Below are 22,833 nucleotides of genomic sequence, written 5' to 3'. Positions count from 1 at the left end.
ATGACAAACCCATGGGCGGCGCGGGGGTTAAGAAGGTGATTCCCGGCTGGCCGCGGCGCTACACAAGGGTCATATTCCAATGCTAAAGCGCGGCGGAACATTCCCGCCCCACGGGTCTTAGATATATACACCTCCCGCGCGCCGCGCGGCCCGGTAACAGCAAAGCTGAAAGACGCCATGAACCGCATTCTTTTCTTTCTCATCGCCCTTATCGCCCTCGCCCTTGCGATCCTCCTTTTCCTGCCCGGTCTTGTGCCGGTGGCCGCCTTCAAAGGCCGGATCGAAACCCAGGCGTCGAACGCGCTCGGACGCGAGGTGACCATCGGCGACGATCTTTCCTTCCGGATTTTTCCGCGGACTGCGTTTCGCGTCACCGATCTCGTCATCGCCAATGCAGAGGGATTTTCCGGCGACTATCTCGCCAGCGTCGAGGAAGCCGATATCGGCGTAAAGCTCCTGCCGCTTCTGTCGGACAGTGTAGAGATCGACCGCTTTGTCCTGACGCGGCCGGACATTCGCCTGACCCGCGCGCAAAACGGCGCCGTCAACTGGAATCTCGCCCAAACGGAAACAGCGGAGACAAGCGAAACGCAATCCGGCGGGGCGCCGCGCGAGTTGAAACTCGGCGATGTGCGCATCGTCGACGGCGCCGCACGCTATGAAGACCTCGCCGCGGGCGCCAGCTATGTCGCCGATGACATTGACATGACCGTTGTCCTGAAAAGCCTTTCCGAACCGCTGGAAGCCAAAGGCTCCATGCAGTTTCAAGGCGCGCCCGCGACTGTCGACATGGTGCTGACGAGCCTTCGCGCCATCATGGACAAGGAGCCCGGCAATCTGAAGCTTGATCTGCAAGTTGGCGACGCGGAAATCGGCGCCGACCTTGCGCTCGCCCTGAAGGATGGTCTGCGCTATTCGGGTCCGGCGAGCCTTTCCGCGCCCGACCTTCCCGCCTTCGCGGCGCTCGCCGGCACGCAACTCGCCGATGCGCCGGGCTTCGACAAGCTCTCCGTGAAGGGCGATGTCGACGGCAATGACACTTCGGTGCGGCTTGAAAACGCCTCGATCAATTTTGACGAGATCGCGGCCCAAGGCGCCGTCACGCTCAACTGGGCGGGCGCGCGGCCAAAGGCGAGCGGCGTTCTGTCTACGGACAAACTCGATCTTCGCCCCTATATGCCGCCGCCGGCGACCAGCGCAGACGGCTTCCCCGCCTGGTCGGACGCGAAGATGGATTTCGCGAGCCTCAACAATATCGACGCCGACTTCGATATTTCGACCGACGCGGTCTATGTGAACGATCTCGAATTCGGTGAAAGCCGCATCAAGCTCCTGGTCGATTCCGGGCGGCTCACCGCCGAGATCCCCGAGCTCTCCATGTATGGCGGGCAAGGCTCCGGCCGGGTCGTGGTCAACGCCCGCGGCGCCACGCCGTCCTTCGCCGGGAATTTCGATGTCGGCGCCGTGCAGGCCCAGCCCCTCACCCATGATCTGATGAAGCATGACAATCTGTTGGGGCTCGGCTCCTTCAAGTTGAATTTCGCCGCGACGGGCGCGAGCCAGGCGGCGATCATGCGCACCATTGACGGCTCCGGCGGATTCGATCTCGCTGACGGGGCGCTGAAAGGCGTCAACATCGCCGGGCTTGTCCGCGCGGCGGGTGAGTTCACTGAAGGCTTCAATCCGGCGGCGCTGCAGCGCGCGGTCGCCGAAGCGCGCGGCCCGCAGCAGCAGACGGACTTTTCGGAATTCCTGTCCGATTTCTCCATCACAAATGGCCTTGTGACGGCGCCGACAATCACCTTGAACGGACCTTATCTTTCCATGTCCGGCCAAGGCACGATCAACCTCGCCGAACAGAAGATCGATTTGCGCCTTCTGCCCAAAGGCACGACCGTGCTGGAAGGCCAGGAAGGCGGGCGCACCGTGACCATTCCGGTTCGCGTCGGCGGCACGTTTGCACAACCGACCATCGGGATCGACGCTGAGTCGCTCGCGCGCACCGGCCTTCAAAGAACGCTTGGCAACGTATTCTCGAACAAGAATGAGAAAGAAGACGGCGAAGAGGGCGCGGAAGACGAAGAGGTCGATCCCGCGCGCGCCATCATTGAAGGCATTATCGGCGGCCAGAAAAAAGAGACCGGCGATCAACCGGACGAGACACAAGAGAGCACGGCGACGCCGGAAGAAACGCTGATCAATGAGGGCCTCAACGCGCTTTTCGGTAAAAAGAAAGCCGCGCCTAAGGAAGAAACGAAAGAGGAAGAACCGCAGCAATAATCACAGCGGCCGCTCATCCATGAAAAACGCCCCGCATTGCTGCGGGGCGTTTTCACGTTTCCTCCCGGAAAACTTTTTGCTTTACGCGTCCTCCGGAAACCGGGCGGCCGGTTTTTATCTTATTGATGAGCCGCCGGATCGGGACAGTCCGATTTTGATTTACGCATAAGAAGAAAGATCAAAACGATCGCCAAGATCGGCGAGCCGATGATGAAGAGCGTCATGGCGACAGCGCCGCCCGCGGCGACAATGCCAATCAGCGCGCCCACAAGGCTCAGCGCGACGCCAAACAGCGCGATGAACAAGCCGGCGATGATAGCCGCGAGCCCGCCATAACCGGCGACAATCGACTCTGCGATTGTCAGCGGCGTATCGCTCGCAAAATAAGCGCCGACGGACAAGGCACCGCCTAAAAACAAAATCAGGATGACCGGCGCATAGAGCCAGGCCATGCCGCTTGAACGTGAACGTTCGGGATAGTCGGTTGCCATATTCGCACCCCTTTCGAGCGGGCGTTCCGCTCGCCTTTTCTTTGTTGGTTCGGATACGCGTTACTTGAGATGATAATGGGATGAATGGCCTTTAGGCTCAAGCCGCTCTGGCGCAGGAAAAGCCCGACTCGTCGCGCATCAGCGTCTTTGGCGCGCCCTTGCGAGGCCACCGGCGCTTTGCTAGGCGGTGCGCCTCATCAGCGCCCGAAAGGAATGACATGGCGTCCCGCTCCACCGCCTCCCGCAAGGCCGCCTCTGCCGCCACAGAGCCGCCGCGCGCATGGCAGCGCATGCTATCCGGGCGTCGTCTCGACCTTCTCGACCCCTCGCCGATGGATGTGGAGATTGAGGATATCGCCCATGGCCTTGCGCGCGTCGCGCGCTGGAACGGTCAGACCAAGGGACCAATCCCGTTCAACGTGGCGCAGCATTCCCTGATTGTCGAAAATTTTTGCGGCGAGTTGAAACCCGGCTGGCCGGTGAAGTGGCGGCTGGCGGCGCTGCTTCACGATGCGCCCGAATTTGTCATTGGCGATATGATTTCGCCTTTCAAGGCGCAGCTCGGCGAACATTACAAGGCAATCGAAAGCCGGCTCATGCAAGCGATCCATCTGCGCTTTGAGCTGCCGGCCCATCTTCCTGACACCGTCGAAAAGCTGATCAAGCGCGGCGACCGCGCCTCAGCCTATTTCGAGGCGGTGCAACTGGCCGGGTTCGAAGCGGGCGAAGCGCGAAAATTCTTCGGCGAGCCCAAGGGCGTGACGCCTCTGACGCTCAACGCCATGACCACGCTTGAGGCGCAGGAAGCCTATCTGAAACGCTTTGAAAGCCTCATAAAACAACACCTCGGAGCATAACGCAGCCACGCCTTTAGGGCGGTAACATTTGCGGCGCCTCAAGCGGCTGTGAGCGGCGGCGGATTTTCTTCGCGCCCGGAAACGCCTATTTAAGATGGGCGAATTATTGTCAGGAAAGGCGAAAATCCCTCTCGTTATGAATGTAATCCGGCCGCCCATGTCTTCAAAGTCATGCCCCAAGTAATCGTCAGTTCTCTCGACGCCGCCGCTGACGCCTTTGCGCGCAGCCGGCCGGGCTATGTCATTTCCATTCTCGACAGCGACGACGTCGTGCCAGAGCCCTTCCGGCAACTGCCCCGGGAGCGCCATCTCCGGCTCGACCCTGCGGCTTGCGAGAAGACGATGGCGCCGGCCATTGTCGACTTCGCCAGGGAATGGGCGGCAAGCGACGAGGACATCCTCATTCACTGCCACCGCGGCGTGGCCCGCTCCATGGCCATCGCCTATATTCTTCTTTGCATGCGCGAAGGCGGGGAATGCGAGGAAAAGATCGCTGTACGCCTTCGCACCGCTGCGCCGCACGCCGATCCCAATCTGCGCTTGGTCTCCGAAGCCGACCGGCTGTTAAACCGTGAGGACCGCATGGTCGGCGCCATTCTTGACCTCTGCCCCTGTTGCTCCACCGTCTGCGCGCCGGTGGTGACCTTGCCTGCGGCCCCGTAAATCCCCCATAGACGGGGCATGAGAAAAGCGCCCTCGCCGCCGCTGGTTTCCAATGTCGCCATCGCCCTTAATGCGGTGATCGCGGTTGTTGACGGCGACCGCCCGGAAGTCCTGTGCGTGCGCGCGCCCCTGGACAGCGATGCAGAGGGACCGGCGCGCGACCTTGCGCTCCCCTATGGGCCTTTCGACCCTGAGCGCCACCGGACTTTTGAAATCGGCATGCGCGAATGGGTGGAACGCCAGACCCATGTCAGCCTCGGCTATGTGGAGCAGCTTTACACCTTCGGCGACAAGGGCCGGGAGGCGCCGGCAGCCGCGTTGTCCGGCGGCGCCGGCGAGCGCGTCATTTCTGTAGGCTATCTGGCGCTCGCGCCATCGCCCGCCGAGCTACTGGCGGAAGATGCGGCCTGGGCCGATTGGTATTCTTTCTTTCCCTGGGAAGACTGGCGCGGAGGAGAGCCGCCAATCCTCCGGGAGCGGATCATCCCGGCGCTCGAAGCATGGGCTGGCCGCGCGAAAAAAGCCGACATACGCGAATCGCGGAAAATGCGGGTGAATTTATCTTTCGGCCGCGACGGGTTCGGCTGGGAAGAAGAGCGCACGCTTGACCGTTATGAGCTCATGTATGAAGCAGGCCTTGTTATTGAGGCCTGGCGCGACCGAAAGACGGCGCAGCTGGAGCCGCCGCCGGGCGAAGAACCGGGCAGAGGCGATGTTGGAATCTCCATGATTTCAGATCACCGGCGCATCCTCGCCACCGCCATCGGACGCCTGCGCGGCAAATTGAAATACCGGCCGGTTATTTTTGAAATGGTGGGCCCCGCCTTCACGCTGCTTCAACTGCAGCGCACGGTGGAGGCGATTGTCGGTTTTGAATTCCACAAACAGAATTTCCGCCGCAGCGTCGAAAAGTCGGGCTTCGTGGAGGCGACCGGAGAAACCACAGGCGAAACCGGCGGCCGCCCGGCCGCTCTTTTCCGCGTCGACCGCGCCGGGCTGAAAGACCGCGCCGCCGCCGGGCTCGCGATACCGAGACTGCGCCGCGCCGGCGACTAGACACGAGATCAAACAGAACCGGCGTAAAGCGCCAAGACGCCATCCCAGCCGCCATTATAGTTTTCGCGCCACTCAGCGCCGTCTTCGCGATTTTCCCAGCCGCGATGAATGAGGGTCAGCGTTGATTTCCCGGCGCCTTCTTCCGCGAACTGAACTTCGATTTCCGTTGCTTTCTCCGGTGCCTCAAGAACCCAGGAAAAGACTAGACGGTTTGGCGCCTCGCATATTTTGACGACGCCCCATTCACGCTCGCGGCCCGATTTTTCGATTTCATAAATCCGCCCACTCTTGCGCGCTTCAAAAACGACGCTCTGCGCCTCACCCTGCGACAGGGAGTGGCCTGCCAATGGCCACCAAAGATGTATGTTGGCCGTAAAATGATGAAATGCTTTTTCCACCGACACATTAAGCGCCAATGTCTTCACAACCGGTTCGATCTTTTCCATGACGGACATTTCCTCTCTCCCTTATGCGTCTTTTGCTTCAAGCGAGCGGCGATAGGCGTCCAGGGCTGTATCCCAGAAGCGGTCGAAATAGTCCCGCATCTCACGCACACCTTCCGTATCAAGACGATAAATGCGCTTGACGCCCTCTCTATGTTCCAGAACCAGCCCGGCGTCTTTCAAGACTTTCAGATGCTGCGAGACCGCCGGACGCGACACCGGCAAGCCCTCGGCCAGCGCGCCCACCGAAGACGGCCCGGCCCTGAGCTTTTCAAACACGGCGCGCCGCGTCGGAACCGCCAGGGCTTCAAATTTCATTTCGTAAGTCATGACTAACGGATAGGGCGCCTAATTCCGTAAGTCAATACTTACGGAGTGTGCCGTCTTTCCACAGTGAAGGAAGCTGTTACCGCCATTCCAGCGACGACGACTGGTGATTCCATGACGGTTTGTTGACGACCCTACTTTTTCCACTAGGTTGCAGCCTTCAGCCCTTGCGGGCTGATTTTTTCAGCCTATATATGCTCTAGTTGAGCATAAATGCTCTCTGAGAATAAGGCCTGGGCGTCATTCAGGCTGACCATGGGAGGCGATGAAATGCCTGATTCTGCTGGACCTGAATTAAAACCGGCGCCGCTGCCTTACACCGATGAAGTGAAGGCAAAGACCGATCACCTATATCCACGCGTCGCCAAATCGATTCCCGAAATCGAGTGGCGCACCATGGCTCCCTATATCGCCGCCATCAACGATCTTAAAAAGCAAAAAAACGCCGTCATCCTGGCGCATAACTATATGACGCCGGAGATCTTTTACTGCGTCGGCGATTTCGCCGGCGACTCGCTCCAGCTCGCCAAGGAAGCCGCGAAGTCTGACGCCGATGTGATCGTTCAGGCGGGCGTTCACTTCATGGCCGAGACGTCAAAGATCCTCTGCCCGGACAAAACCGTGCTGATCCCCGATCCGCGCGCGGGCTGCTCCCTCGCCTCGTCGATCACCGGCGCCGATGTGCGGCTCCTGAAGCAGAAATATCCGGGCGTGCCAGTCGTCACCTATGTGAACACAACGGCCGACGTCAAAGCCGAAACCGACATCTGCTGCACGTCATCCAACGCGGTCGAGGTCGTTGAACACGCCGCGAAGGAATTCGGCACAGACACGGTGATCCTCATCCCTGACCAGTATCTCGCGAAAAACGTCGCGGCCATGACCGACATCAAGATCGTCACCTGGGCCGGCGCCTGCGAAGTGCATGAGCGCTTCACGGCCGAAGACATCCGCGAAATCCGCGAAGGCAATCCGGGCGTCATCGTCCTCGCTCACCCCGAATGCCCGCCGGACGTTCTGGTGGAAGCCGATTTCGCCGGCTCCACCAGCGGAATGTCGAACTACGTCAAGGAAAACCAGCCCAACAATGTGGTGCTCATTACCGAATGCTCCATGTCGGACAATGTGGCGCTGGAAAATCCGAAGGTGAATTTCGTCCGGCCCTGCAATCTCTGCCCTTACATGAAGATGATCAGCCTGCCGAAGATTCTGCGCTCGCTTCAGACCATGGAGTACGAGGCTCTGATCGATCCGGAGATCATCGAAAAGGCGCGCCGCCCCATCGAGCGGATGATCGCGCTGCCTCTGAAACGGCAGTCCATGTATAACCACCAGCGCCCGCCGGAAGTCGCGGCGATCGAGGCGCGGGCGTCATAGTTTGCAATCCGACATCCTCATCATCGGCGCCGGCGTTGCGGGGCTTTACACGGCGCTGAAGCTCAGCCCCCGGCCGGTGACCGTCGTCACGGCGCGCCCGCTCGGCAAGGGCGGCGCCACGCGCTGGGCGCAGGGCGGGCTCGCCGCCGCCGTCGGCGACAACGACACGCCCAATCTTCACTTCGCCGACACCATGCAGGCAGGCGCCGGACTCGTCGATCCGGAAGCGGCGCATGTCCTCGCAACAGGCGGACCGGAAGCTGTTGAGGACCTCCTGCGTCTCGGCGTTGAATTCGACCGCGACGATCATGGCAAACTCAAGCTCGGGCGCGAAGCCGCCCATTGCCGCGACCGCATCGTCCACGCCACCGGCGATCAGGCGGGCGCCGCGATCATGGAAGCGATGGTGAAGGCCGCGCGCGCCGCCGAGCACATCACCATTGTCGAACGCATCGTCGTTGAAGATCTCCTTATCGACGACAACAATGTCATTGGCGGGGCGCTTGTCTATGATGTCGATGCGGGCGCACGCGAAGCCTTTGAGGCAGGCGAAACAATCCTAGCGACCGGCGGCCTTGGTGGGCTTTACGCCGTCACCACCAATCCGAAACCGGCGCAAGGCCATGGCCTTGCCTTTGCGGCGCGCGCGGGCGCCATGATCCGCGATCCGGAATTCGTGCAGTTCCATCCGACGGCGCTCAATATCGGTCTGGACCCCGCCCCGCTCGCCACTGAAGCCTTGCGCGGCGACGGCGCCGTTCTCGTCAACAAGGACGGCAAACCGTTCATGCCGGCCTATCACCACGACGCAGACCTCGCGCCGCGCGACATCGTCGCCCGCGCCGTCGAAGCGGAAATCAAGGCCGGACGCGGCGCATTTCTCGATGCGCGCGACGCCATCGGCGCGAAGTTTCCCGACGCCTTCCCCACCGTCTTCGCTTCCTGTCAGACGGCGAAAATCGATCCGCGAACAGAACTGATGCCCGTCGCCCCGGCGGCGCATTACCATATGGGCGGCGTTGAAACAGATCTCGACGGCCGGACAAGCCTTCTTGGCCTTTGGGCCGTCGGCGAAGTCGCCTCCACCGGCGTTCACGGCGCCAACCGTCTGGCGTCAAATTCTCTGCTTGAGGCCATCGTTTTCGGCGCGCGCATCGCAGATCAGTTGCGCGAGGCGCCGATTGACCTCTCGGAAGAAGCCGGCGCGCCGGGCGACAGAATGGAAATGGCGCCCCTGCCCGCGCCAGCATCGGAGATGATGAAGCTGCGCAAGGCCATGACGGAACATTGCGCGCTGATCCGCGACGGCGAAGGCCTCGCCGATCTCCTTGATCTCATCCACGAAATGCACGAAAGCCCGGCCATGACCAGCGGCTTTAAGAGCGCGCTCGTCACGGCGGAACTGATTGCGCAAGGCGCCCTCGCCCGCGAGGAGTCGCGCGGCGGTCATTTCCGCAGCGACTTTCCTGAAAAAGAGGAAGAAGCTTTTCACACGGAAATCGCCGCAACCCAAATTTATGACGACGAGGAGTCTGTATGACCGCGCGCCTGTCGTCCTTGATTGTTGAAGACGCGGTCGCCCGCGCCCTGAAAGAAGATTTCGGCGACGCTGGCGACATCACGACCAACGCCACGATCCCCGCGGCGGCAAACGCCAAAGCCGTCATCGCCGCACGCAAACCGGGCGTCATCGCCGGTGTTGACGCCGCGCTTGCCGCCTTCCGCCTTACCGATCCGGCGATTAATATCACCGTTGAAAAGCAAGATGGCGCACGCGTGCAAAAAGGCGACGTCATCCTTTCGATCGACGGCCCGGCGCGCGGCGTTCTTTCGGCTGAGCGGGTGGCGCTCAATTTCATGGGCCATCTTTCCGGCATCGCGACGGCGACGGCGGCGCTCGTCGACGCGGTGAAAGGAACCGGCGTCAAAATCGCCTGCACACGCAAGACGGCGCCGGGCCTTCGCGCTTTTCAAAAACACGCCGTCAAATGCGGCGGCGGTCACAATCACCGCTTCGGGCTCTATGACGCCGTCATGATCAAGGACAATCATATCGCCGCGGCGGGCGGCATCGCCGAGGCGCTTAGCGCGGCGCGCGCAGATGTCGGCCATATGGTCAAAATCCAGATCGAGGTCGACGGGTTCGACCAACTTGAAGACGCCCTCGCCAACGGCGCCGATGTCATCCTTCTCGATAATTTCGAGCCTGAAACCATGAAACGCGCCGTTGAGATCAATAAAGGCCGCGCGGTGCTGGAAGCCTCCGGCAATATCACCATCGACACGGTGCGCACCGTGGCTGAAACCGGCGTCGACGTGATCTCCTCCGGCTGGATCACCCATTCGGCGCCCAATCTCGATGTCGGGCTCGATTTCCTTTAAGCTCGCCGCATGAAACGATTATACGCTCTTGTCACATGCCTCCTGCTCGGCGCCTGCGCGCAGGAAACAACTGTAAGTGAGACGCCACAATGCGACGTCTCCCTCCTCGTACTCGGCGTCGCGCAGGACGCCGGCAAACCGCAAATCGGAAATCCTGATGATCCCTCATGGGATGATCCGTCGCTGCGCCGCTTGGCTTCATCAATCGCGTTAATCGACCGGCGGGGTGAAAAGCCAAAACGCTGGCTCTTTGACGCCACGCCGGACATCAAGTTCCAGCTTCATCGCCTCAACAAAGCCGCGCCGACGGACAAGCCGGCGCATGTAAACGGCGTCTTTCTCACCCATGCTCATATCGGTCACTATGCCGGACTGATGATGTTCGGCCATGAAGCGGCGGGCGCGCAAAACATTCAGGTGTTCGCGATGCCGCGTATGTCGGACTTCATCGCGCAAAATGGCCCGTGGTCGCAGCTACTGACCTATCACAACATCTTCGGCGCGATCATGCAGGACGGCGAGGCGGAGAGCCTGGCTGACGGGATCTCCGTAACGCCCTTTCTCGTACCCCATCGCCAGGAGTTTTCCGAAGTTGTGGGATTTCTTATCGAGGGGCCGGAAAAGTCCGCGATATATCTTCCCGACATTGACAGTTGGGAGAAATGGGACGCCGAAGGAACGCGTATTGAGGACAAGATCGCCGAGGTCGATTACGCCTTTCTGGACGCGACGTTCTATTCAGGCGATGAATTGCCCGGGCGGGATATGTCAAAGGTCCCGCACCCGACTGTAAGCCATTCCATGGAGCGCTTCGCCCAGCTGCCGCCGGAAACCAAGGCGAAAGTTCATTTCATCCATATGAACCATACCAACCCGCTTCATAATCCAAACGCGCCAGAACGAGATATGGTTCACCGCAAAGGATTCAACATCGCTCAGGAAGGCCGTCGCTACTGCCTTTAATGCAGTTGGAAAATTTCTATTCGCGACGCATTATTTCGCGCGAAACTTAACGGTTTCCGCCGGATAGTCTATGACGAGACCACCAAGCTTTGACATGACATCCATTCCGAGAATGAGGGCCGGACCACTGTTGATGGCAAGCTGTTCGAAAACATGAAGGTCGGCAATCTTGATCGGCGCATTCTCAATCACAGCTTTACCAAGCTGAACATTCCCTTTGAAGCCTTCGAACACCTCAACCGCATGGGCCGTCGCGCCCATCGTCTCTTCCTTTTGCATCATACCGGCGTCTTCAACGCTTCTGCGCAGCGCCGTCAGTAAGGCCTTGTTGGCGATCGTTTCTTGCGCCCCTGTATCGATGAGCGCCGCTGTCTCGACCCCGTTAATCCTGATATTTACGACAGCAAGACTACCAAACTTTATTTCAGCTGATGCAAGGTCATAGTCATTCTCTTCGAAGAAAGGCGTTTCGGCGTCTAGAGAGAACCGTTTTCCAGAAAAATCGAATTCCATGTTTGTGTTGCGAAAAACATCTGCGCCAATAAGGCCATCATGCGCAGTATCGTCGTGCTCGGCAGGCGACGTGATCAGATATAGTCCCTCACGAACAACCCCTCCAATTCTGATGCTTTCGATGCGATATAGCGGCGTCTCCGTAACGCCGCCCGCGCCATGCACCATGGCGCGACGATGCGGGTCCGGTTTAACGCCCAGCTTATCCAGAATCGGCTTGCTCACCGACGAGGCTGTCGCCGCCGTATCGATCGCAAAGATCAGGGGGCCTTCACCGTTTATCAGGACCTCAGCGGCCGGCCGGCCGTCGCCATCGAAATGCAACGGGATGTCCGTATGGTCTGTTTCAGCGCGCGCAGCGTTTCCCGCGATTGACGGCCAGCCCGCAATGACGGCCAACACCAGCAAAGTTTTCAGCTTCATGATCTGCATCCTCGCCAATTCACACGCCAGCTTCACAAACTTGCGGCGCAAACGCTTGTACGATTGTGATCAAGAATGCTCTGCCACCCGGATTTGCGATGGAACGACCCCAAGCGCACGGCGAAGCGAATGCGTCAAGTGACTTTGATCGAAGTAACCAGCTTCGGCGGCGACCTCAGCCTGCGTCGCTGCGCCGCCAGCAAGCAATCGAAGGGCCTTTGCCAATCTCTGCGCCGAAGAATACTCGCTTGGCGCATAACCGAAATAATGGCGGAACCGACGCGAAAAATGTTCACGGCGAACGCCGGCGGCGTCCGCGAGCGATGCGATGCTGACGGGCTTGTCGCTACTCTCAAGGCGCATGCGGGTTTCTTCCAGCCATGGAGGCGGCGCCTCGAGGCAGCCCGACCCCAGTAAGCGGAGCCTGTTGAGCGCCTCTTTGACCTTCAGATCCAAGAGCGGCGCCGCGGTAATGTCCGCCAGTTGATGAGACGCTTCCGCCAGAGCGCGCACGACCTTCTCATCATGCGTAAAAAAATCCCCTGCTGACGCAGAACTCTCGAAACCGGCCATCATGGATGCATCTGCGACGTGCAGCACAAGGCAGCGCCCACCTTCAGCGCCGAAATCAATGGCGTGCCGCCGATCCTTCGATGAAACCCTGACGCCCGCCTTTTTTACAGTGACGCTGTTCTCCCCGGCGGCCTGCTCCATATCGCCGCCGAGCAGCATGAAAACATGCCAGTTGTCATGGCCATGATTTCTAATTTTCGTTCCCGCGGCCACATCAAAACGGGAGAACCGGAACCGGCCGCGCGGGCCTGAAACAGACCGTGCTTTAATGTCAGCGTAAGGTGAAAGCGGCTGCAATGCGCAGACTACATCGCCGCAGGGGCCGCCGCGACATTGCGACGACTACGGAACTTGTAAAATTTATGCGTGCCGATCGTCGCTGTTGGCGTCAGCGAGTCCGCCCAGTGAGGCGTCACATAATTGGCGTGATAATGTGTGGCGTTCCGGCTGATGGGCGCCCGCAGGCCGGCGAGAATAGCGCCGGCAAGGTCATCGGACTCTTTCCATTTGCGCTTGTTGAGACGCGCCTGCATGGAGCCGTCGCAGGTGAAGGAAAACTGACAGCCTGTGCGCCGCTCCGATCCCTGAAACACCACCTGGCAAATCGTATTCGGATAAACCGCGCTCGCTACACGATTGAGCACAACATCAGCGACGGCGAGCTGGCCGATACGCGGCTCGGAACGCGCCTCATAGTAGATCGCCTGAGCCAGACAAGTGCGCTCTTGCGCGTCAAGCTTGGCGATCGTGAGTTCCGTGAAGTCAAACGATGTCAGCGCCTCGATAGGATCGGCGGACGCCAGAACATCGGTCGTCGCTTTCGCCGGCTTGAGGCGCGGCCCGTCCATGGCTTCGCGCGCGGCGGCGGTTTCAGCCGCGAGATAGTTAGCGAGATCGGCGACAAGCTCAGCCTCTTCGGCGATGGCCGCCTGCGCCTTGCGCTCTTCTTCCGCGCGGCTCGCATTGACGGTGGCGCTCATGGCGCTCGCCACGGCGCAAATCGACAACAGGCCCGCCGCCGCAAGGCTGCGCAGGGTCCAGTTGACCTCAAAGCCGTGATGTTCGTGTCCGTCTTTCACTTCAACAGTCTTTCAATTCACACCGGCTGTCTGTCGCCAGTCCGGCGAGGCCCCAAAAGCCTCGACCGCAAACCTTTACCAATTCGTAAGACGCAAAAAACGCGCTCTCAAAGCGCGCCCTTCCAAGCCGGAATATGGCGCCCGCAAAGAGGTTTTACAAATGATTTTGGCCCGCGTTAACCCTTTGTTAACCTTATCGCCAAAACCCAAGCCTTTGTTTTTGTGAGGAAATATTTCTCCTCACATTAATATTAACCCTTTAGTTGGTTGAACCGCCCTGACTTTTTTCAAGTTTTGCTTGCGCTGCAGCAAGGCGGGCGATTGGCGTCCGGTATGGCGAACAGGACACATAATCGAGCCCTGCCCCCTCCACAAAACGGATCGAATCGGGGTCCCCGCCATGCTCACCGCAAATGCCGAGCTTGATCTCGGGGCGGGTCGACCGGCCCTTTTCGGCGGCGATTTTGATCAACTGACCAACGCCGTCCGGATCGAGCGTGACAAACGGATCGCGCTCGAAAATGCCCTGGCGCAAATAATCCGGCAGGAACGCCGCCGAGTCGTCACGCGACAGGCCAAAAGTCGTCTGCGTCAGATCGTTGGTGCCGAAGGAGAAGAACTCCGCTTCTTTCGCAATCTCGTCGGCGGTCAGGGCGGCGCGCGGCAGCTCGATCATGGTGCCCACAAGATAGTCGAGCTTTGTCTTGTTTTCCTTCAAGACAGCCAGCGCAATCGCATCGACACGCGCCTTCAGCATGGCAAGTTCTTCGCGCTTGGCCACCAGCGGGATCATGATTTCCGGCGTGACTTTTTCGCCCGTCTCTTTGGCGATGGCGCAAGCCGCCTCCATAATGGCGCGCGCCTGCATCTCGTAGATCTCCGGATAGGAAACACCAAGACGGCAACCGCGATGGCCAAGCATGGGATTGAACTCATGCAGTTTATGGACGCGCTCTTTCAGCTTTTGCGCATCCATGCCGGAGGATTTGGCGACTTCTTCAATCTCATCGTCAGAATGCGGAAGGAATTCATGCAACGGCGGATCGAGAAGCCGGATCGTCACCGGCAGACCGCTCATCACCCGGAACAGTTCTTCAAAATCCGAGCGCTGCATCGGGAGAAGTTTGGCGAGCGCCGTCTCACGGCCTTTTTTGTCTTCAGCCAAAATCATCTCGCGCACGGCGATGATGCGGTCAGCCTCAAAGAACATGTGTTCCGTGCGGCAAAGGCCGATGCCTTCAGCGCCAAAATCACGCGCGACGCGCGCATCATGAGGCGTTTCGGCGTTGGCGCGCACTTTCATGCGGCGCACAGCGTCGGCCCAGCCCATGAGCTTGGCGAAATCGCCGGACAGCTCCGGCTGCACCGTCGGCACGGCGCCGGCGTAGACCCGGCCTGCGGCGCCGTCGATGGTGACGATATCGCCTTTTTTCACTTGACGCCCGGCGACCGAGAAAAAGTCTTCACTCTTGTCGATTTTGAGATCCCCTGCGCCGCAAACGCATGGACGGCCCATGCCCCGCGCAACGACCGCCGCGTGAGACGTCATACCGCCCCGCGCCGTGACGATGCCTTTCGCCGCGTGCATGCCATGAATGTCTTCAGGGCTTGTCTCGACGCGCACAAGAATGACGGACTTGCCTTCCTGGGCGAGACGTTCGGCCTCGTCGGAATTGAAAACCACTTCGCCCGACGCGGCGCCCGGCGACGCCGGCAGTCCGGAGAGCACCTGATCGCGCGGCGCATCGGGATCGAGCGAAGGATGCAGAAGCTGGTCGAGGGAATGCGGATCAACCCGCATGACAGCCTCTTCCTGCGTAATACGCCCCTCTTCACAAAGATCAACGGCGATTTTGAGCGCCGCTTTGGCGGTCCGTTTGCCGTTCCGCGTTTGCAGCATCCAGAGCTTTTCATTCTGGATGGTGAACTCAATGTCCTGCATGTCGCGGTAATGTTTTTCGAGCTTGTCGAAAACCGCCGCCAGCTCGGCATAGGCTTTCGGCATCGCTTCTTCCATGGAAGGCGCTTCATCGCCCATCGCTTCGCGTGCGCGCTTGGTCAGCGCCTGCGGCGTGCGGATGCCGGCGACCACGTCTTCGCCTTGAGCATTGATCAGGAACTCGCCGTAATAATGATTATCGCCCGTCGATGGATCGCGCGTGAAAGCAACGCCCGTCGCTGACGTATCGCCCATATTGCCGAACACCATCGCCTGGACATTGACGGCCGTGCCCCAGCTTTCAGGGATGTTATGCAAACGGCGATAGGTGTCGGCGCGGTCATTGCGCCAGGAGCCGAAGACGGCGTTGATGGCGCCCCAGAGCTGTTCTTCCGGATCTTGCGGGAAGGGTTTGCCGAGCTCGTCAGCGACGACTTTCTTGTAACCGTCGATCACGGCCTTCCAGTCGTCGGCGGTCATTTCCGTATCGAGGAAATAATCGCGCTCTTCCTTGTAGGTCTCGAGCAGCTCCTCGAAAGAATGATGATCGACCTCAAGCACCACATCCGAATACATCTGGATGAAGCGGCGATAGCTGTCATAGGCGAAGCGTTCGTCGCCGGAGAGTTTCGCAAGCCCCTTCACCGTTTCATCAGTGAGACCGAGATTGAGGACTGTATCCATCATCCCCGGCATGGAGGCGCGCGCGCCCGACCGCACCGACACCAAAAGCGGTTTCGACGTGTCGCCGAAATTCATGCCGACCGCCTTGCCCACATTGGCGAGCGCCGCGGCGACTTCTTCGGTGAGGCCTGCAGGATGCGTGCAGTCATTGTCGTAAAAAGCCGAACAGACTTCGGTGGTGATGGTGAACCCTGGCGGCACGGGGAGCCCAAGGCTCGCCATTTCGGCCAGGTTCGCGCCCTTGCCGCCCAAAAGATTACGCATGGAAGCGTCGCCTTCCGCACTCCCTGCGCCGAATGAGTAAACCCATTTTGTCTTGTTCTTCATCGGGTCTCCGCCTGTCTTCGTCAGTCCACTTGGCCGCCCGTCGTCCACACTGCGGACGGCATCCTGCCTTAGGGCGCCGCAGTGCAACATCCAAGCCGGAAATTGTCACATCGCGCCGGTTTGGCCATTTCTTTCAATACCGTACTATAAGCGCCCTCTCGGCGCCGTGGATAACTATTCACCACTTTTTTTTCCGTGTTAGGCTGGGCGGCCAGCCCCCGTTTAGCCCGGGGCGACACAGGGGATTTTGCGGGGATCAGATGGGGCGGATCGGCTTACCGATCATGTGTCTGGCTGGCGCGGCCGGATTTTCCGGCGCGGTCGCGCAGGATACGGGCGGGGCCGGTGGATATTCCCTGACCGCCATCGCCGGCGCGAGCGCCGTCATCGCCATTATCGGCCTTGTCCTGATCGGCGCTCTCGCCTCGCCGCGCCTTAAAGGGTCTTCCCTGTTCAACCGGCTTTTCGTCGTGGTCGCGGTCACCGCCGGATTTTTCAGCGCCATCAGCTCCGCCATCGGTTTCGGCCTCATCACGTCGCAGGAATCCGCCGACATCTTCCGCAATTCGATCCTGCCGCCGGCTTTTGGCGTTTTCGTCTTTTGTCTCGCTGTCGCCATCTGGGTCGGCGGCGCGGATTTCGTGCGCCATCGCGACTGGTTCCGCGGATTGAAGTCGAGTTTCTTGGGCGACCTTATTTTCTTTATCGAACGCGCCTTCAAACTGTTCATTGTCGTCCCGATCCTTGCGGCGATTTTGTTTTTCGTCTCCACCTGGACGACCGTTGTCGGGATCGGCGGCGTCGACGCCGTGCGCCATACCTATAACTTCGAGATCGATCGCCTCGCCGCTGAATGCGCCGGCATCACCGCCTGGCGACAGCGTGATTTTCTGTTTCTGGAAGATTTAAGGCTCTCCGTGCGCGACGTCACCCGCGTCGCCGACGGGGAACGCGTGGGCGGGGCGCAATCAGGCGCATCGGGCGCGGGAGCCGTCACCGATTATTTCAACGGCATCGCCGACTGGTATCGCGGTCTTGAAGAAAGCGTCGCCGCGACGCTGGCCGCGCCCGACCCGTCCGGTGTTGATCCTTACGATCCAGAAATCTGCGCGGCGAAAACCGATGAGCTTAAAAAACTTCTCTCGCGCAACGCCTATGACAATGTGGACCGCTGGAACCGGGAATTCGAAACCGCCTTTAACGACTTCGCCAGCGTCCTCAATCGCTGGCGTCACGACAAGCGCATTGAGCGCTTCCTCGACCAGCAACTTGACAGTTTCGCCCGCGCCAATCCGAAACCGGTTCGCGTATCCCCAAGTCAGCAGACAGCCATTGACCGCTACGCGGAGGAAGTGGAAGGCGCGCTTGCCTCCATCATCCGCTCCCAAAAACTGCAAAAACCGGCCGTGCCGCTGAAATCAGCGGCGGAATTATCGCCGGCGCGCGGGCTCGATATTTTCCGGGAGCTGATCAACCCGCCGCCGCCGCCCGAAGAGCCGGAAAAAGTCTCGCGCCGTCAGTCTGTCGTCGATGCGGAATTCGTGCCGGGTCTTTCCACGATCACGCCGCGTGACGCGGTGTTGAAGAACGCCAGCATCTTTTCCGATGTCTGGGCGCTGGCGATTTCCTGGGATTATGCGCCTTACATATTGATGCTGGCGTTTCTGTTCTTCCCGAGCGCAGAACGCGCGGCGGGGTTTAAGGATTAGCTTCTAGTTTCCGCGAGATTTATTTTTCTCTGCCTTTACGTCTGGAACAAACCCAGAAGCAACTGCCGTACCTGCACCGGGCGTTAGAACAACACCTTCCAACTTGGAGAAATCAGCCACCTTTGCCGTGGCAGCCGTCAGGCGCGCAAGAAGCGACAAGCGGTTAGCGCGCAGTTTCGCGTCATCGGCATTAACCGTGACTTTTTCGAAGAAGGCGTCGAGCGGCGCGCGAAGCTGCGCCAGCGCAGACATGGCCGCTTCGAAATCTTCACTGGCGACGGCTCTTTCGGCAGCCGCCTCGGCGTCTTTCAGCGCAGAGAACAGCGCCTGTTCTTCCTTTTCGGCGAGCGCGCTTTCCTCCACCGCATTCGGATCGGCGGGCGCTTTATCTTTTTTCTCTTCAGCTTTGAGGATGTTGCCCGCGCGCTTATAGGCCGCCGCGAGATTGGCGCCGTCATCGGTTTTCAGGAACGCGGCCAGCGCTTCGAGTTTCGCGACGACTAAAACCAGATCGTCATGCAGCTCACCCTTGGCGTCTTCAAGCACTGAATCAACATGATCGTGAGCAAAACCACGCTCGCGCAGGTGCACTTTCAACCGGTCATGGAAAAATTCAACAAGGTTTGAGCCATGGGTCAGGTGGGCGGCGACGGCATCAGGGTGCACGCTTTCGAGATTCTTGAAGGCGGGCATAAGCACATGAAAAAGATTCTGCCGAATGCCGTTGTTGAGTGTGATTGCGATCACCCCTAACGCTGCGCGCCGCAACGCAAACGGATCGCTCGATCCTGTCGGTTTTTTGTCGATAGCCCAGAACGCCGCCAGCGTGTCGATCTTGTCCGCAAGCGCGACCGCCACGCTGACCGCCGCGGTCGGCACGTCATCGTCCTGACCGGCGGGCTTGTAGTGATCGCGGATCGCGTCAGCGATGGTCGCCGGCAAATCTTCTTCTATTGCGTAATAGCGCCCCATGACGCCTTGCAGCTCCGGGAACTCATAGACCATGCCGGTGACGAGGTCGGCCTTGGCGAGCATCGCCGCGCGTTCCGCCGCCTCCGGATCGGCGCCCACGGATGGCGCAATCTCTTTCGCCAGCGCCGCGACGCGTCGCGCCTTGTCGCCAACGGAACCGAGCCCTTCGAAGAACGTCACTTTGTCCAGATCTTCGATGCGGGCCTCGAGCGGGCGCTTCAGATCCTGATGATAGAGATACCACGCGTCGGAAAGCCGCGCTGTCAGGACGCGCTCATAACCGGTGCGCATGGCCTTGCCGCCATCGGGCGATTCAATATTGGCGACATAAATAAATTTATTGGCGAGGCGTCCGGTCTTCGGGTCTTTCACCGAAAAATATTTCTGGTGTCCGCGCATGGAAGCGGTAAGCACTTCGTCAGGCACGGACAGGAATTTTTCGTCGAACGATCCCATCATCGCGACCGGCCATTCGGCGAGGCCTGAGACTTCGTTCAAGAGCCCCGTATCTTCGACAAGCTCAAGCCCCTGCGCCTTGCACAAGGTCGCGGCGTCGCCCGCGATCATTTCCTTGCGCTCTTCGGCGTCGAGAATGACTTTGGCTTTTTTGAGCGCCTCGGCATAGGCCTCGAAGGAGCGCGCCTGAATGACGTCCGGCGCCATGAAACGATGGCCCTGGGTCTTGTCACTCGACTTGATCCCGTCGATCTCGAAATTCACGACCTCGCCGTCAAAGACGCAGAGGATGGAATGAAGCGGGCGCACCCAGCGCAAATCGCCATCGCCCCAGCGCATGGACTTCGGCCATGAAAAGCCGCGCAGGATTTGCGGCATGAACTCGGCGATGAGCTCCGCTGTATCGCGGCCCTTCTGGTCGATAACGGCGACCCAATAAGCGCCTTTTTTGTCCTCGCGCTGCTCGCATTGATCGAGGGACGTCAGCCCCGCCGATTTCAAAAACCCCTCGACGGCCCTGTCGGGCGCCCCGACCCGCGGGCCCTTTTTCTCCTCGCGCCGGTCGGGCTGGCGCGCAGGCACGCCCGCCGCAACAAGCGTGAGACGCCGGGGCCCGGCAAAGCCCTTAACCCCTTCGGGCATGAAGCCGGCGTCCATGAGCGCCTTGTTGACCGCCTTTTCCAGGTCGGCGGCGGCTTTCCCTTGCATGCGCGCAGGGATCTCTTCGGAGAACAATTCGAGAAGCAATTCTGACATGGGCGGGTTTCTACGGGCGGTTAGGGCCCTGCGCAAGCTGCCTACCCCGTCATCCGGCGCACCTGCACCGCATAGACCCGCGCGGCGAGCTTTTCTTCGGCATTAAGGAAATCCGCCTCCACATGGATGAGGGTCGCGGACGCATTGGTCACCCGCCCCTCAAGCGTCGCCAGCGGCGCCATAAGGGGGCGAAAGTAATTGGTCTCGAGCCGCGAGGTGCGAAAGCGTTCGCGATTGTCGGTAAGGACGGTCATCGCCGTCAGTCCGGCCACATGATCGGCGACCGAGGCGATATGCCCGCCAAACATGACGCCGTCGGGCATGATGAAGCGGTGGTCGATGTCCCAGCGCATGGAGATGTGGCCCCAGGACCAGTCGAGCAGCGCAAACTCGCCGAGCTTTTCCCGCGACCAGTCGTTAAAGCGCGAACCGCCGGCCTTGTAGCCGTTCAGAATATCCGTGTGGCGTTCAGAGGTTGTGCGGGCCATGAGCTTATTCTTTTGCGCCGTAAAAATCCTCACGCGGGCCGATCATGTCGTCAATATCAAGAACGGCGTCCATGGCGAGGACCATCTCGTCAAAGCTTTCACGGCCGTCAAACCTGCAACCCTGATAGAGGTTCACTTCATGATTAAGGCGTTTGCCCTCAAACGAAACAATTATGCTCGGCATGTCAGTGGGGATAGGACCGCAATTGTCGCCCGCCTCATTGGGATAGCGGGCATCGAATTCTGAAAATTTATGGGCTTTCGCGATGTCGACGAGTTTTTTGAACGAGCCGTCCGGGAGACGTTTGCTGACGGCGCCGCCGGTTTCGGCGACAAAGCGCTCGCCGTGAAAAATCAGGACGTCGTTCTCATAGACCGTCACGTCATAGATAGGACAAAACCCGAAACAGGCCGTGCGCTGCAAGGTGATCTGGTCAAGATCCGTCTGTTCGCCATTGCCGCCCGGCGTTGCATAATAAGGAGTGTAGCCCTGCGGAGCGCAGGCCGACAGGAAAAGGGCCGCGAGCACCGCCGCCGGAACAAGCCGCAAGCATTTCATCATCATATTCTGCATCTCATTTGCCGCACTCACCTTATGACGCGAGATCGACCGGCGCAAAAGGAGAAAACATCTGTTTCGCCTCAGCAAGATCGCCGATGGTCACAAAGTCGCAAAGTTCGGCGTATTTTTCCCACATGGCGAGAACATTCGGGTTTTCATGAGCAGCATCGATCGCCGCTTGGGATTTCCAGCAAAACACCTCGACAAAACTTCCATCCGCGGCGCGCCCGCACAGCGAAGGCTCCTCGCCGACGAGCCCTTCAGCGCGCAGGACCGGCAAATGGGCTTTCATGAGCTCGAACAGCGCGGCGCCCTTGCCGGGCTTCGGCCGGTAACAGGCGATGACCATAACGCTCATAAACCACCTCTCATCGTCAGTCGCTATGAGCCTTAGGCCAATCGCGCCTCACTTCGTTTGCGAATGCGTTCGCGTGTTCTGTTTATCGGTTTATCAATAAATCTAACGACCAAATAGGACGCAATCAACGTCATTGGAAAGCTGACGGCCATAAGCATTGCGCCGTCGATCCCAAAGGAAGGCGCTTTGAGGCCGAGCAATGCGCCCGCAATCAAAGCGAATATCCAGTGGGAGATATAGACTGGATAGGATAAATCGCCGAGCAGCGTATCGAGTTTCTTCGGAAAAATCCGTCCGCCCCCGGAAATGAGCGTCGCCACGGCAAGCGCAGCCGGCGCCGCTGTTAAGGGCATCATGATGTTCTGAACAAACGCACTCTCCAACTTGAACATCGCCAGGTATCTAATGATGACAATCGCCAGCATTAAGCCTCCTGACGACAGCAACAACAGCCAGTATGCGGCGAGGCTTTTTCCGGCGAAAATTTTCGCCATGCGCTCGCGCTGAAAATAGATAAGAGCGCCGATTGAGAATGGCAGCGACCCCGAAAAAATCGAAAAATAAGACCATTTAAAATCTAGAATGAGCGCCGCCCACACCGAATATACCGCCGACAAAGCCAGCCAGATCAGCGTTCGCTTCAGCGTTTTCGAAATACCGAGGCTGATCAGAAAATAGAAAACCAGTTCGACAGTCAACGCCCAGGCCGCCGGGGAGACGCGCGGCACGACTTCATTAGGCGTCAGGCTGAAAAACAGCATGGATACATTCTGAATCCACTCAGCAAAAGTCGATGGAAGATAAAGGCCGCCCCTGAACGCACGTGAGACGTCCTTTCCCAGGATCGCCAGGACCAGACACGAGAATAACAAGACAGCAAGATATGCAGGGTATAAACGAAGCGCGCGGTTCTCCCAGAAATCTCTCAAGCCTTTTCCGGAATAACCGTACCGCTCATGCATCACCAGTGTCATGAGATAGCCGGACAAAACGTAAAAGAAGAGAACCGCGTGCTGGCCTACATATGGCGCACCGCCCACATGATGAACGACAACCAATGCAGCAAGAAGGAAACGCACTGTACCCATAAAACTGGTTTTAGCCCCACCAAGAAAAGCCTGCGAATGCGATCCCCAACAACTTCGGCATGCTTGT

21 protein-coding genes are annotated in these 22,833 nt (G+C 59.4%); 9 read left to right on the top strand and 12 right to left on the bottom strand.

The window, feature by feature from the left end; translation table 11 throughout:
• The first annotated feature begins 177 nt into the window (after positions 1-177).
• On the top strand, positions 178-2,280 hold the full coding sequence (locus ACFC5L_RS06525; protein WP_375201082.1) for an AsmA family protein: 2,103 nt from the start codon (positions 178-180) through the stop codon (positions 2,278-2,280).
• Positions 2,281-2,399: 119 nt separating this feature from the next.
• Here the strand turns inward: ACFC5L_RS06525 and ACFC5L_RS06520 are convergent, their stop codons facing one another.
• Positions 2,400-2,771 carry a hypothetical protein gene (locus ACFC5L_RS06520; protein WP_375201083.1) on the bottom strand — a complete coding sequence of 124 codons (372 nt, stop codon included), beginning with the start codon at positions 2,769-2,771 and terminating at the stop codon, positions 2,400-2,402.
• A 218-nt stretch (positions 2,772-2,989) separates the two neighbouring features.
• Between ACFC5L_RS06520 and ACFC5L_RS06515 the strand changes: the two genes are divergently transcribed.
• The 3 genes from ACFC5L_RS06515 to ACFC5L_RS06505 all read left to right on the top strand — a co-directional run bounded on the left by ACFC5L_RS06515 (position 2,990) and on the right by ACFC5L_RS06505 (position 5,347).
• Positions 2,990-3,628, top strand: a complete 639-nt coding sequence (locus ACFC5L_RS06515; protein WP_375201084.1) for a YfbR-like 5'-deoxynucleotidase — start codon at positions 2,990-2,992, stop codon at positions 3,626-3,628.
• 171 nt (positions 3,629-3,799) lie between these two features.
• Positions 3,800-4,291 (top strand): hypothetical protein, encoded by a 492-nt coding sequence (locus ACFC5L_RS06510; protein ID WP_375201085.1) that lies wholly within the window; start codon positions 3,800-3,802, stop codon positions 4,289-4,291.
• A gap of 18 nt (positions 4,292-4,309) precedes the next feature.
• Positions 4,310-5,347, top strand: a complete 1,038-nt coding sequence (locus ACFC5L_RS06505) for an NUDIX hydrolase (protein WP_375201086.1) — start codon at positions 4,310-4,312, stop codon at positions 5,345-5,347.
• Between the two features lie 8 nt (positions 5,348-5,355).
• Here ACFC5L_RS06505 and ACFC5L_RS06500 read toward each other — a convergent pair whose 3' ends face one another.
• Both ACFC5L_RS06500 and ACFC5L_RS06495 read right to left on the bottom strand, forming a co-directional pair.
• A complete protein-coding gene (locus ACFC5L_RS06500; RefSeq protein WP_375201087.1) occupies positions 5,356-5,802 on the bottom strand; it encodes an SRPBCC domain-containing protein in 447 nt (148 codons plus the stop codon).
• Between the two features lie 12 nt (positions 5,803-5,814).
• Positions 5,815-6,120, bottom strand: a complete 306-nt coding sequence (locus tag ACFC5L_RS06495; RefSeq protein WP_375201088.1) for an ArsR/SmtB family transcription factor — start codon at positions 6,118-6,120, stop codon at positions 5,815-5,817.
• Positions 6,121-6,387: 267 nt separating this feature from the next.
• On the opposite strand from ACFC5L_RS06495, the gene nadA reads away from it, so the two are divergent.
• The 4 genes from nadA to ACFC5L_RS06475 are packed head-to-tail and all read left to right on the top strand — an operon-like array spanning position 6,388 to position 10,839.
• Positions 6,388-7,494 carry a quinolinate synthase NadA gene (gene nadA, locus ACFC5L_RS06490; protein ID WP_375201089.1) on the top strand — a complete coding sequence of 369 codons (1,107 nt, stop codon included), beginning with the start codon at positions 6,388-6,390 and terminating at the stop codon, positions 7,492-7,494.
• A 1-nt stretch (position 7,495) separates the two neighbouring features.
• Positions 7,496-9,034: an L-aspartate oxidase gene (locus ACFC5L_RS06485; protein WP_375201090.1), complete on the top strand. Its 1,539-nt coding sequence runs from the start codon at positions 7,496-7,498 to the stop codon at positions 9,032-9,034.
• Entirely contained in the window at positions 9,031-9,876 is an 846-nt protein-coding gene (gene nadC / locus ACFC5L_RS06480; protein ID WP_375201091.1) for a carboxylating nicotinate-nucleotide diphosphorylase, read from the top strand. The genes ACFC5L_RS06485 and nadC overlap by 4 nt, the downstream gene beginning before the upstream one ends.
• Positions 9,877-9,885: 9 nt before the next feature.
• Complete coding sequence (locus ACFC5L_RS06475) at positions 9,886-10,839, top strand: MBL fold metallo-hydrolase (RefSeq protein WP_375201092.1); 954 nt, start codon at positions 9,886-9,888, stop codon at positions 10,837-10,839.
• Positions 10,840-10,869: 30 nt separating this feature from the next.
• Here the strand turns inward: ACFC5L_RS06475 and ACFC5L_RS06470 are convergent, their stop codons facing one another.
• From ACFC5L_RS06470 to ppdK, 4 genes are all read right to left on the bottom strand, one after another.
• Positions 10,870-11,775, bottom strand: a complete 906-nt coding sequence (locus ACFC5L_RS06470; RefSeq protein ID WP_375201093.1) for an aspartyl protease family protein — start codon at positions 11,773-11,775, stop codon at positions 10,870-10,872.
• Positions 11,776-11,844: 69 nt separating this feature from the next.
• Positions 11,845-12,507 (bottom strand): helix-turn-helix transcriptional regulator, encoded by a 663-nt coding sequence (locus tag ACFC5L_RS06465; RefSeq protein ID WP_375210737.1) that lies wholly within the window; start codon positions 12,505-12,507, stop codon positions 11,845-11,847.
• Positions 12,508-12,653: 146 nt separating this feature from the next.
• On the bottom strand, positions 12,654-13,427 hold the full coding sequence (locus ACFC5L_RS06460; protein ID WP_375201095.1) for a cell wall hydrolase: 774 nt from the start codon (positions 13,425-13,427) through the stop codon (positions 12,654-12,656).
• Positions 13,428-13,686: 259 nt separating this feature from the next.
• Entirely contained in the window at positions 13,687-16,377 is a 2,691-nt protein-coding gene (ppdK, locus tag ACFC5L_RS06455; RefSeq protein WP_375201096.1) for a pyruvate, phosphate dikinase, read from the bottom strand.
• 260 nt (positions 16,378-16,637) lie between these two features.
• Here ppdK and ACFC5L_RS06450 point away from each other — a divergent pair, with 260 nt between their 5' ends.
• Positions 16,638-18,086, top strand: coding sequence for a hypothetical protein (locus ACFC5L_RS06450; protein ID WP_375201097.1), 1,449 nt, complete (start codon positions 16,638-16,640; stop codon positions 18,084-18,086).
• A 3-nt stretch (positions 18,087-18,089) separates the two neighbouring features.
• On the opposite strand, the gene glyS is transcribed toward ACFC5L_RS06450, so the two are convergent.
• Genes glyS through ACFC5L_RS06425 form a run of 5 tightly spaced genes read right to left on the bottom strand, consistent with a single transcriptional unit; the run spans position 18,090 to position 22,766 of the window.
• Complete coding sequence (glyS, locus tag ACFC5L_RS06445) at positions 18,090-20,270, bottom strand: glycine--tRNA ligase subunit beta (RefSeq protein WP_375201098.1); 2,181 nt, start codon at positions 20,268-20,270, stop codon at positions 18,090-18,092.
• 41 nt (positions 20,271-20,311) lie between these two features.
• Positions 20,312-20,758, bottom strand: a complete 447-nt coding sequence (locus ACFC5L_RS06440; RefSeq protein WP_375201099.1) for a PaaI family thioesterase — start codon at positions 20,756-20,758, stop codon at positions 20,312-20,314.
• Between the two features lie 4 nt (positions 20,759-20,762).
• Entirely contained in the window at positions 20,763-21,323 is a 561-nt protein-coding gene (locus ACFC5L_RS06435) for a DUF6438 domain-containing protein (RefSeq protein ID WP_375201100.1), read from the bottom strand.
• 28 nt (positions 21,324-21,351) lie between these two features.
• Positions 21,352-21,678, bottom strand: a complete 327-nt coding sequence (locus ACFC5L_RS06430) for a putative quinol monooxygenase (protein ID WP_375201101.1) — start codon at positions 21,676-21,678, stop codon at positions 21,352-21,354.
• 32 nt (positions 21,679-21,710) lie between these two features.
• Positions 21,711-22,766 carry an acyltransferase family protein gene (locus tag ACFC5L_RS06425; protein ID WP_375201102.1) on the bottom strand — a complete coding sequence of 352 codons (1,056 nt, stop codon included), beginning with the start codon at positions 22,764-22,766 and terminating at the stop codon, positions 21,711-21,713.
• Between the last annotated feature and the right edge of the window lie 67 nt (positions 22,767-22,833).

The sequence above is a fragment of the Hyphococcus sp. genome, from assembly GCF_041986965.1.
GTDB lineage: Bacteria > Pseudomonadota > Alphaproteobacteria > Caulobacterales > Parvularculaceae > Hyphococcus.
Note: the sequence above shows the minus strand (reverse complement) of the source record. Positions and strands in the feature narration are given on the sequence as shown.

Bases quoted from the DNA above. Each gene is read 5' to 3' on its own strand.
- ACFC5L_RS06475 (WP_375201092.1), top strand. From the start codon at position 9,886: ATGAAACGATTATACGCTCTTGTCACATGCCTCCTGCTCGGCGCCTGC.
- ACFC5L_RS06425 (WP_375201102.1), bottom strand. From the start codon at position 22,766: ATGGGTACAGTGCGTTTCCTTCTTGCTGCATTGGTTGTCGTTCATCAT.
- ACFC5L_RS06465 (WP_375210737.1), bottom strand. From the start codon at position 12,507: ATGCTGCTCGGCGGCGATATGGAGCAGGCCGCCGGGGAGAACAGCGTC.
- ACFC5L_RS06440 (WP_375201099.1), bottom strand. From the start codon at position 20,758: ATGGCCCGCACAACCTCTGAACGCCACACGGATATTCTGAACGGCTAC.
- nadA (WP_375201089.1), top strand. From the start codon at position 6,388: ATGCCTGATTCTGCTGGACCTGAATTAAAACCGGCGCCGCTGCCTTAC.
- ACFC5L_RS06525 (WP_375201082.1), top strand. From the start codon at position 178: ATGAACCGCATTCTTTTCTTTCTCATCGCCCTTATCGCCCTCGCCCTT.
- ACFC5L_RS06505 (WP_375201086.1), top strand. From the start codon at position 4,310: ATGAGAAAAGCGCCCTCGCCGCCGCTGGTTTCCAATGTCGCCATCGCC.
- ACFC5L_RS06520 (WP_375201083.1), bottom strand. From the start codon at position 2,771: ATGGCAACCGACTATCCCGAACGTTCACGTTCAAGCGGCATGGCCTGG.
- ACFC5L_RS06470 (WP_375201093.1), bottom strand. From the start codon at position 11,775: ATGAAGCTGAAAACTTTGCTGGTGTTGGCCGTCATTGCGGGCTGGCCG.
- nadC (WP_375201091.1), top strand. From the start codon at position 9,031: ATGACCGCGCGCCTGTCGTCCTTGATTGTTGAAGACGCGGTCGCCCGC.
- ACFC5L_RS06500 (WP_375201087.1), bottom strand. From the start codon at position 5,802: ATGTCCGTCATGGAAAAGATCGAACCGGTTGTGAAGACATTGGCGCTT.
- glyS (WP_375201098.1), bottom strand. From the start codon at position 20,270: ATGTCAGAATTGCTTCTCGAATTGTTCTCCGAAGAGATCCCTGCGCGC.
- ACFC5L_RS06430 (WP_375201101.1), bottom strand. From the start codon at position 21,678: ATGAGCGTTATGGTCATCGCCTGTTACCGGCCGAAGCCCGGCAAGGGC.
- ACFC5L_RS06450 (WP_375201097.1), top strand. From the start codon at position 16,638: ATGGGGCGGATCGGCTTACCGATCATGTGTCTGGCTGGCGCGGCCGGA.
- ppdK (WP_375201096.1), bottom strand. From the start codon at position 16,377: ATGAAGAACAAGACAAAATGGGTTTACTCATTCGGCGCAGGGAGTGCG.
- ACFC5L_RS06510 (WP_375201085.1), top strand. From the start codon at position 3,800: ATGCCCCAAGTAATCGTCAGTTCTCTCGACGCCGCCGCTGACGCCTTT.
- ACFC5L_RS06515 (WP_375201084.1), top strand. From the start codon at position 2,990: ATGGCGTCCCGCTCCACCGCCTCCCGCAAGGCCGCCTCTGCCGCCACA.
- ACFC5L_RS06435 (WP_375201100.1), bottom strand. From the start codon at position 21,323: ATGATGATGAAATGCTTGCGGCTTGTTCCGGCGGCGGTGCTCGCGGCC.
- ACFC5L_RS06495 (WP_375201088.1), bottom strand. From the start codon at position 6,120: ATGACTTACGAAATGAAATTTGAAGCCCTGGCGGTTCCGACGCGGCGC.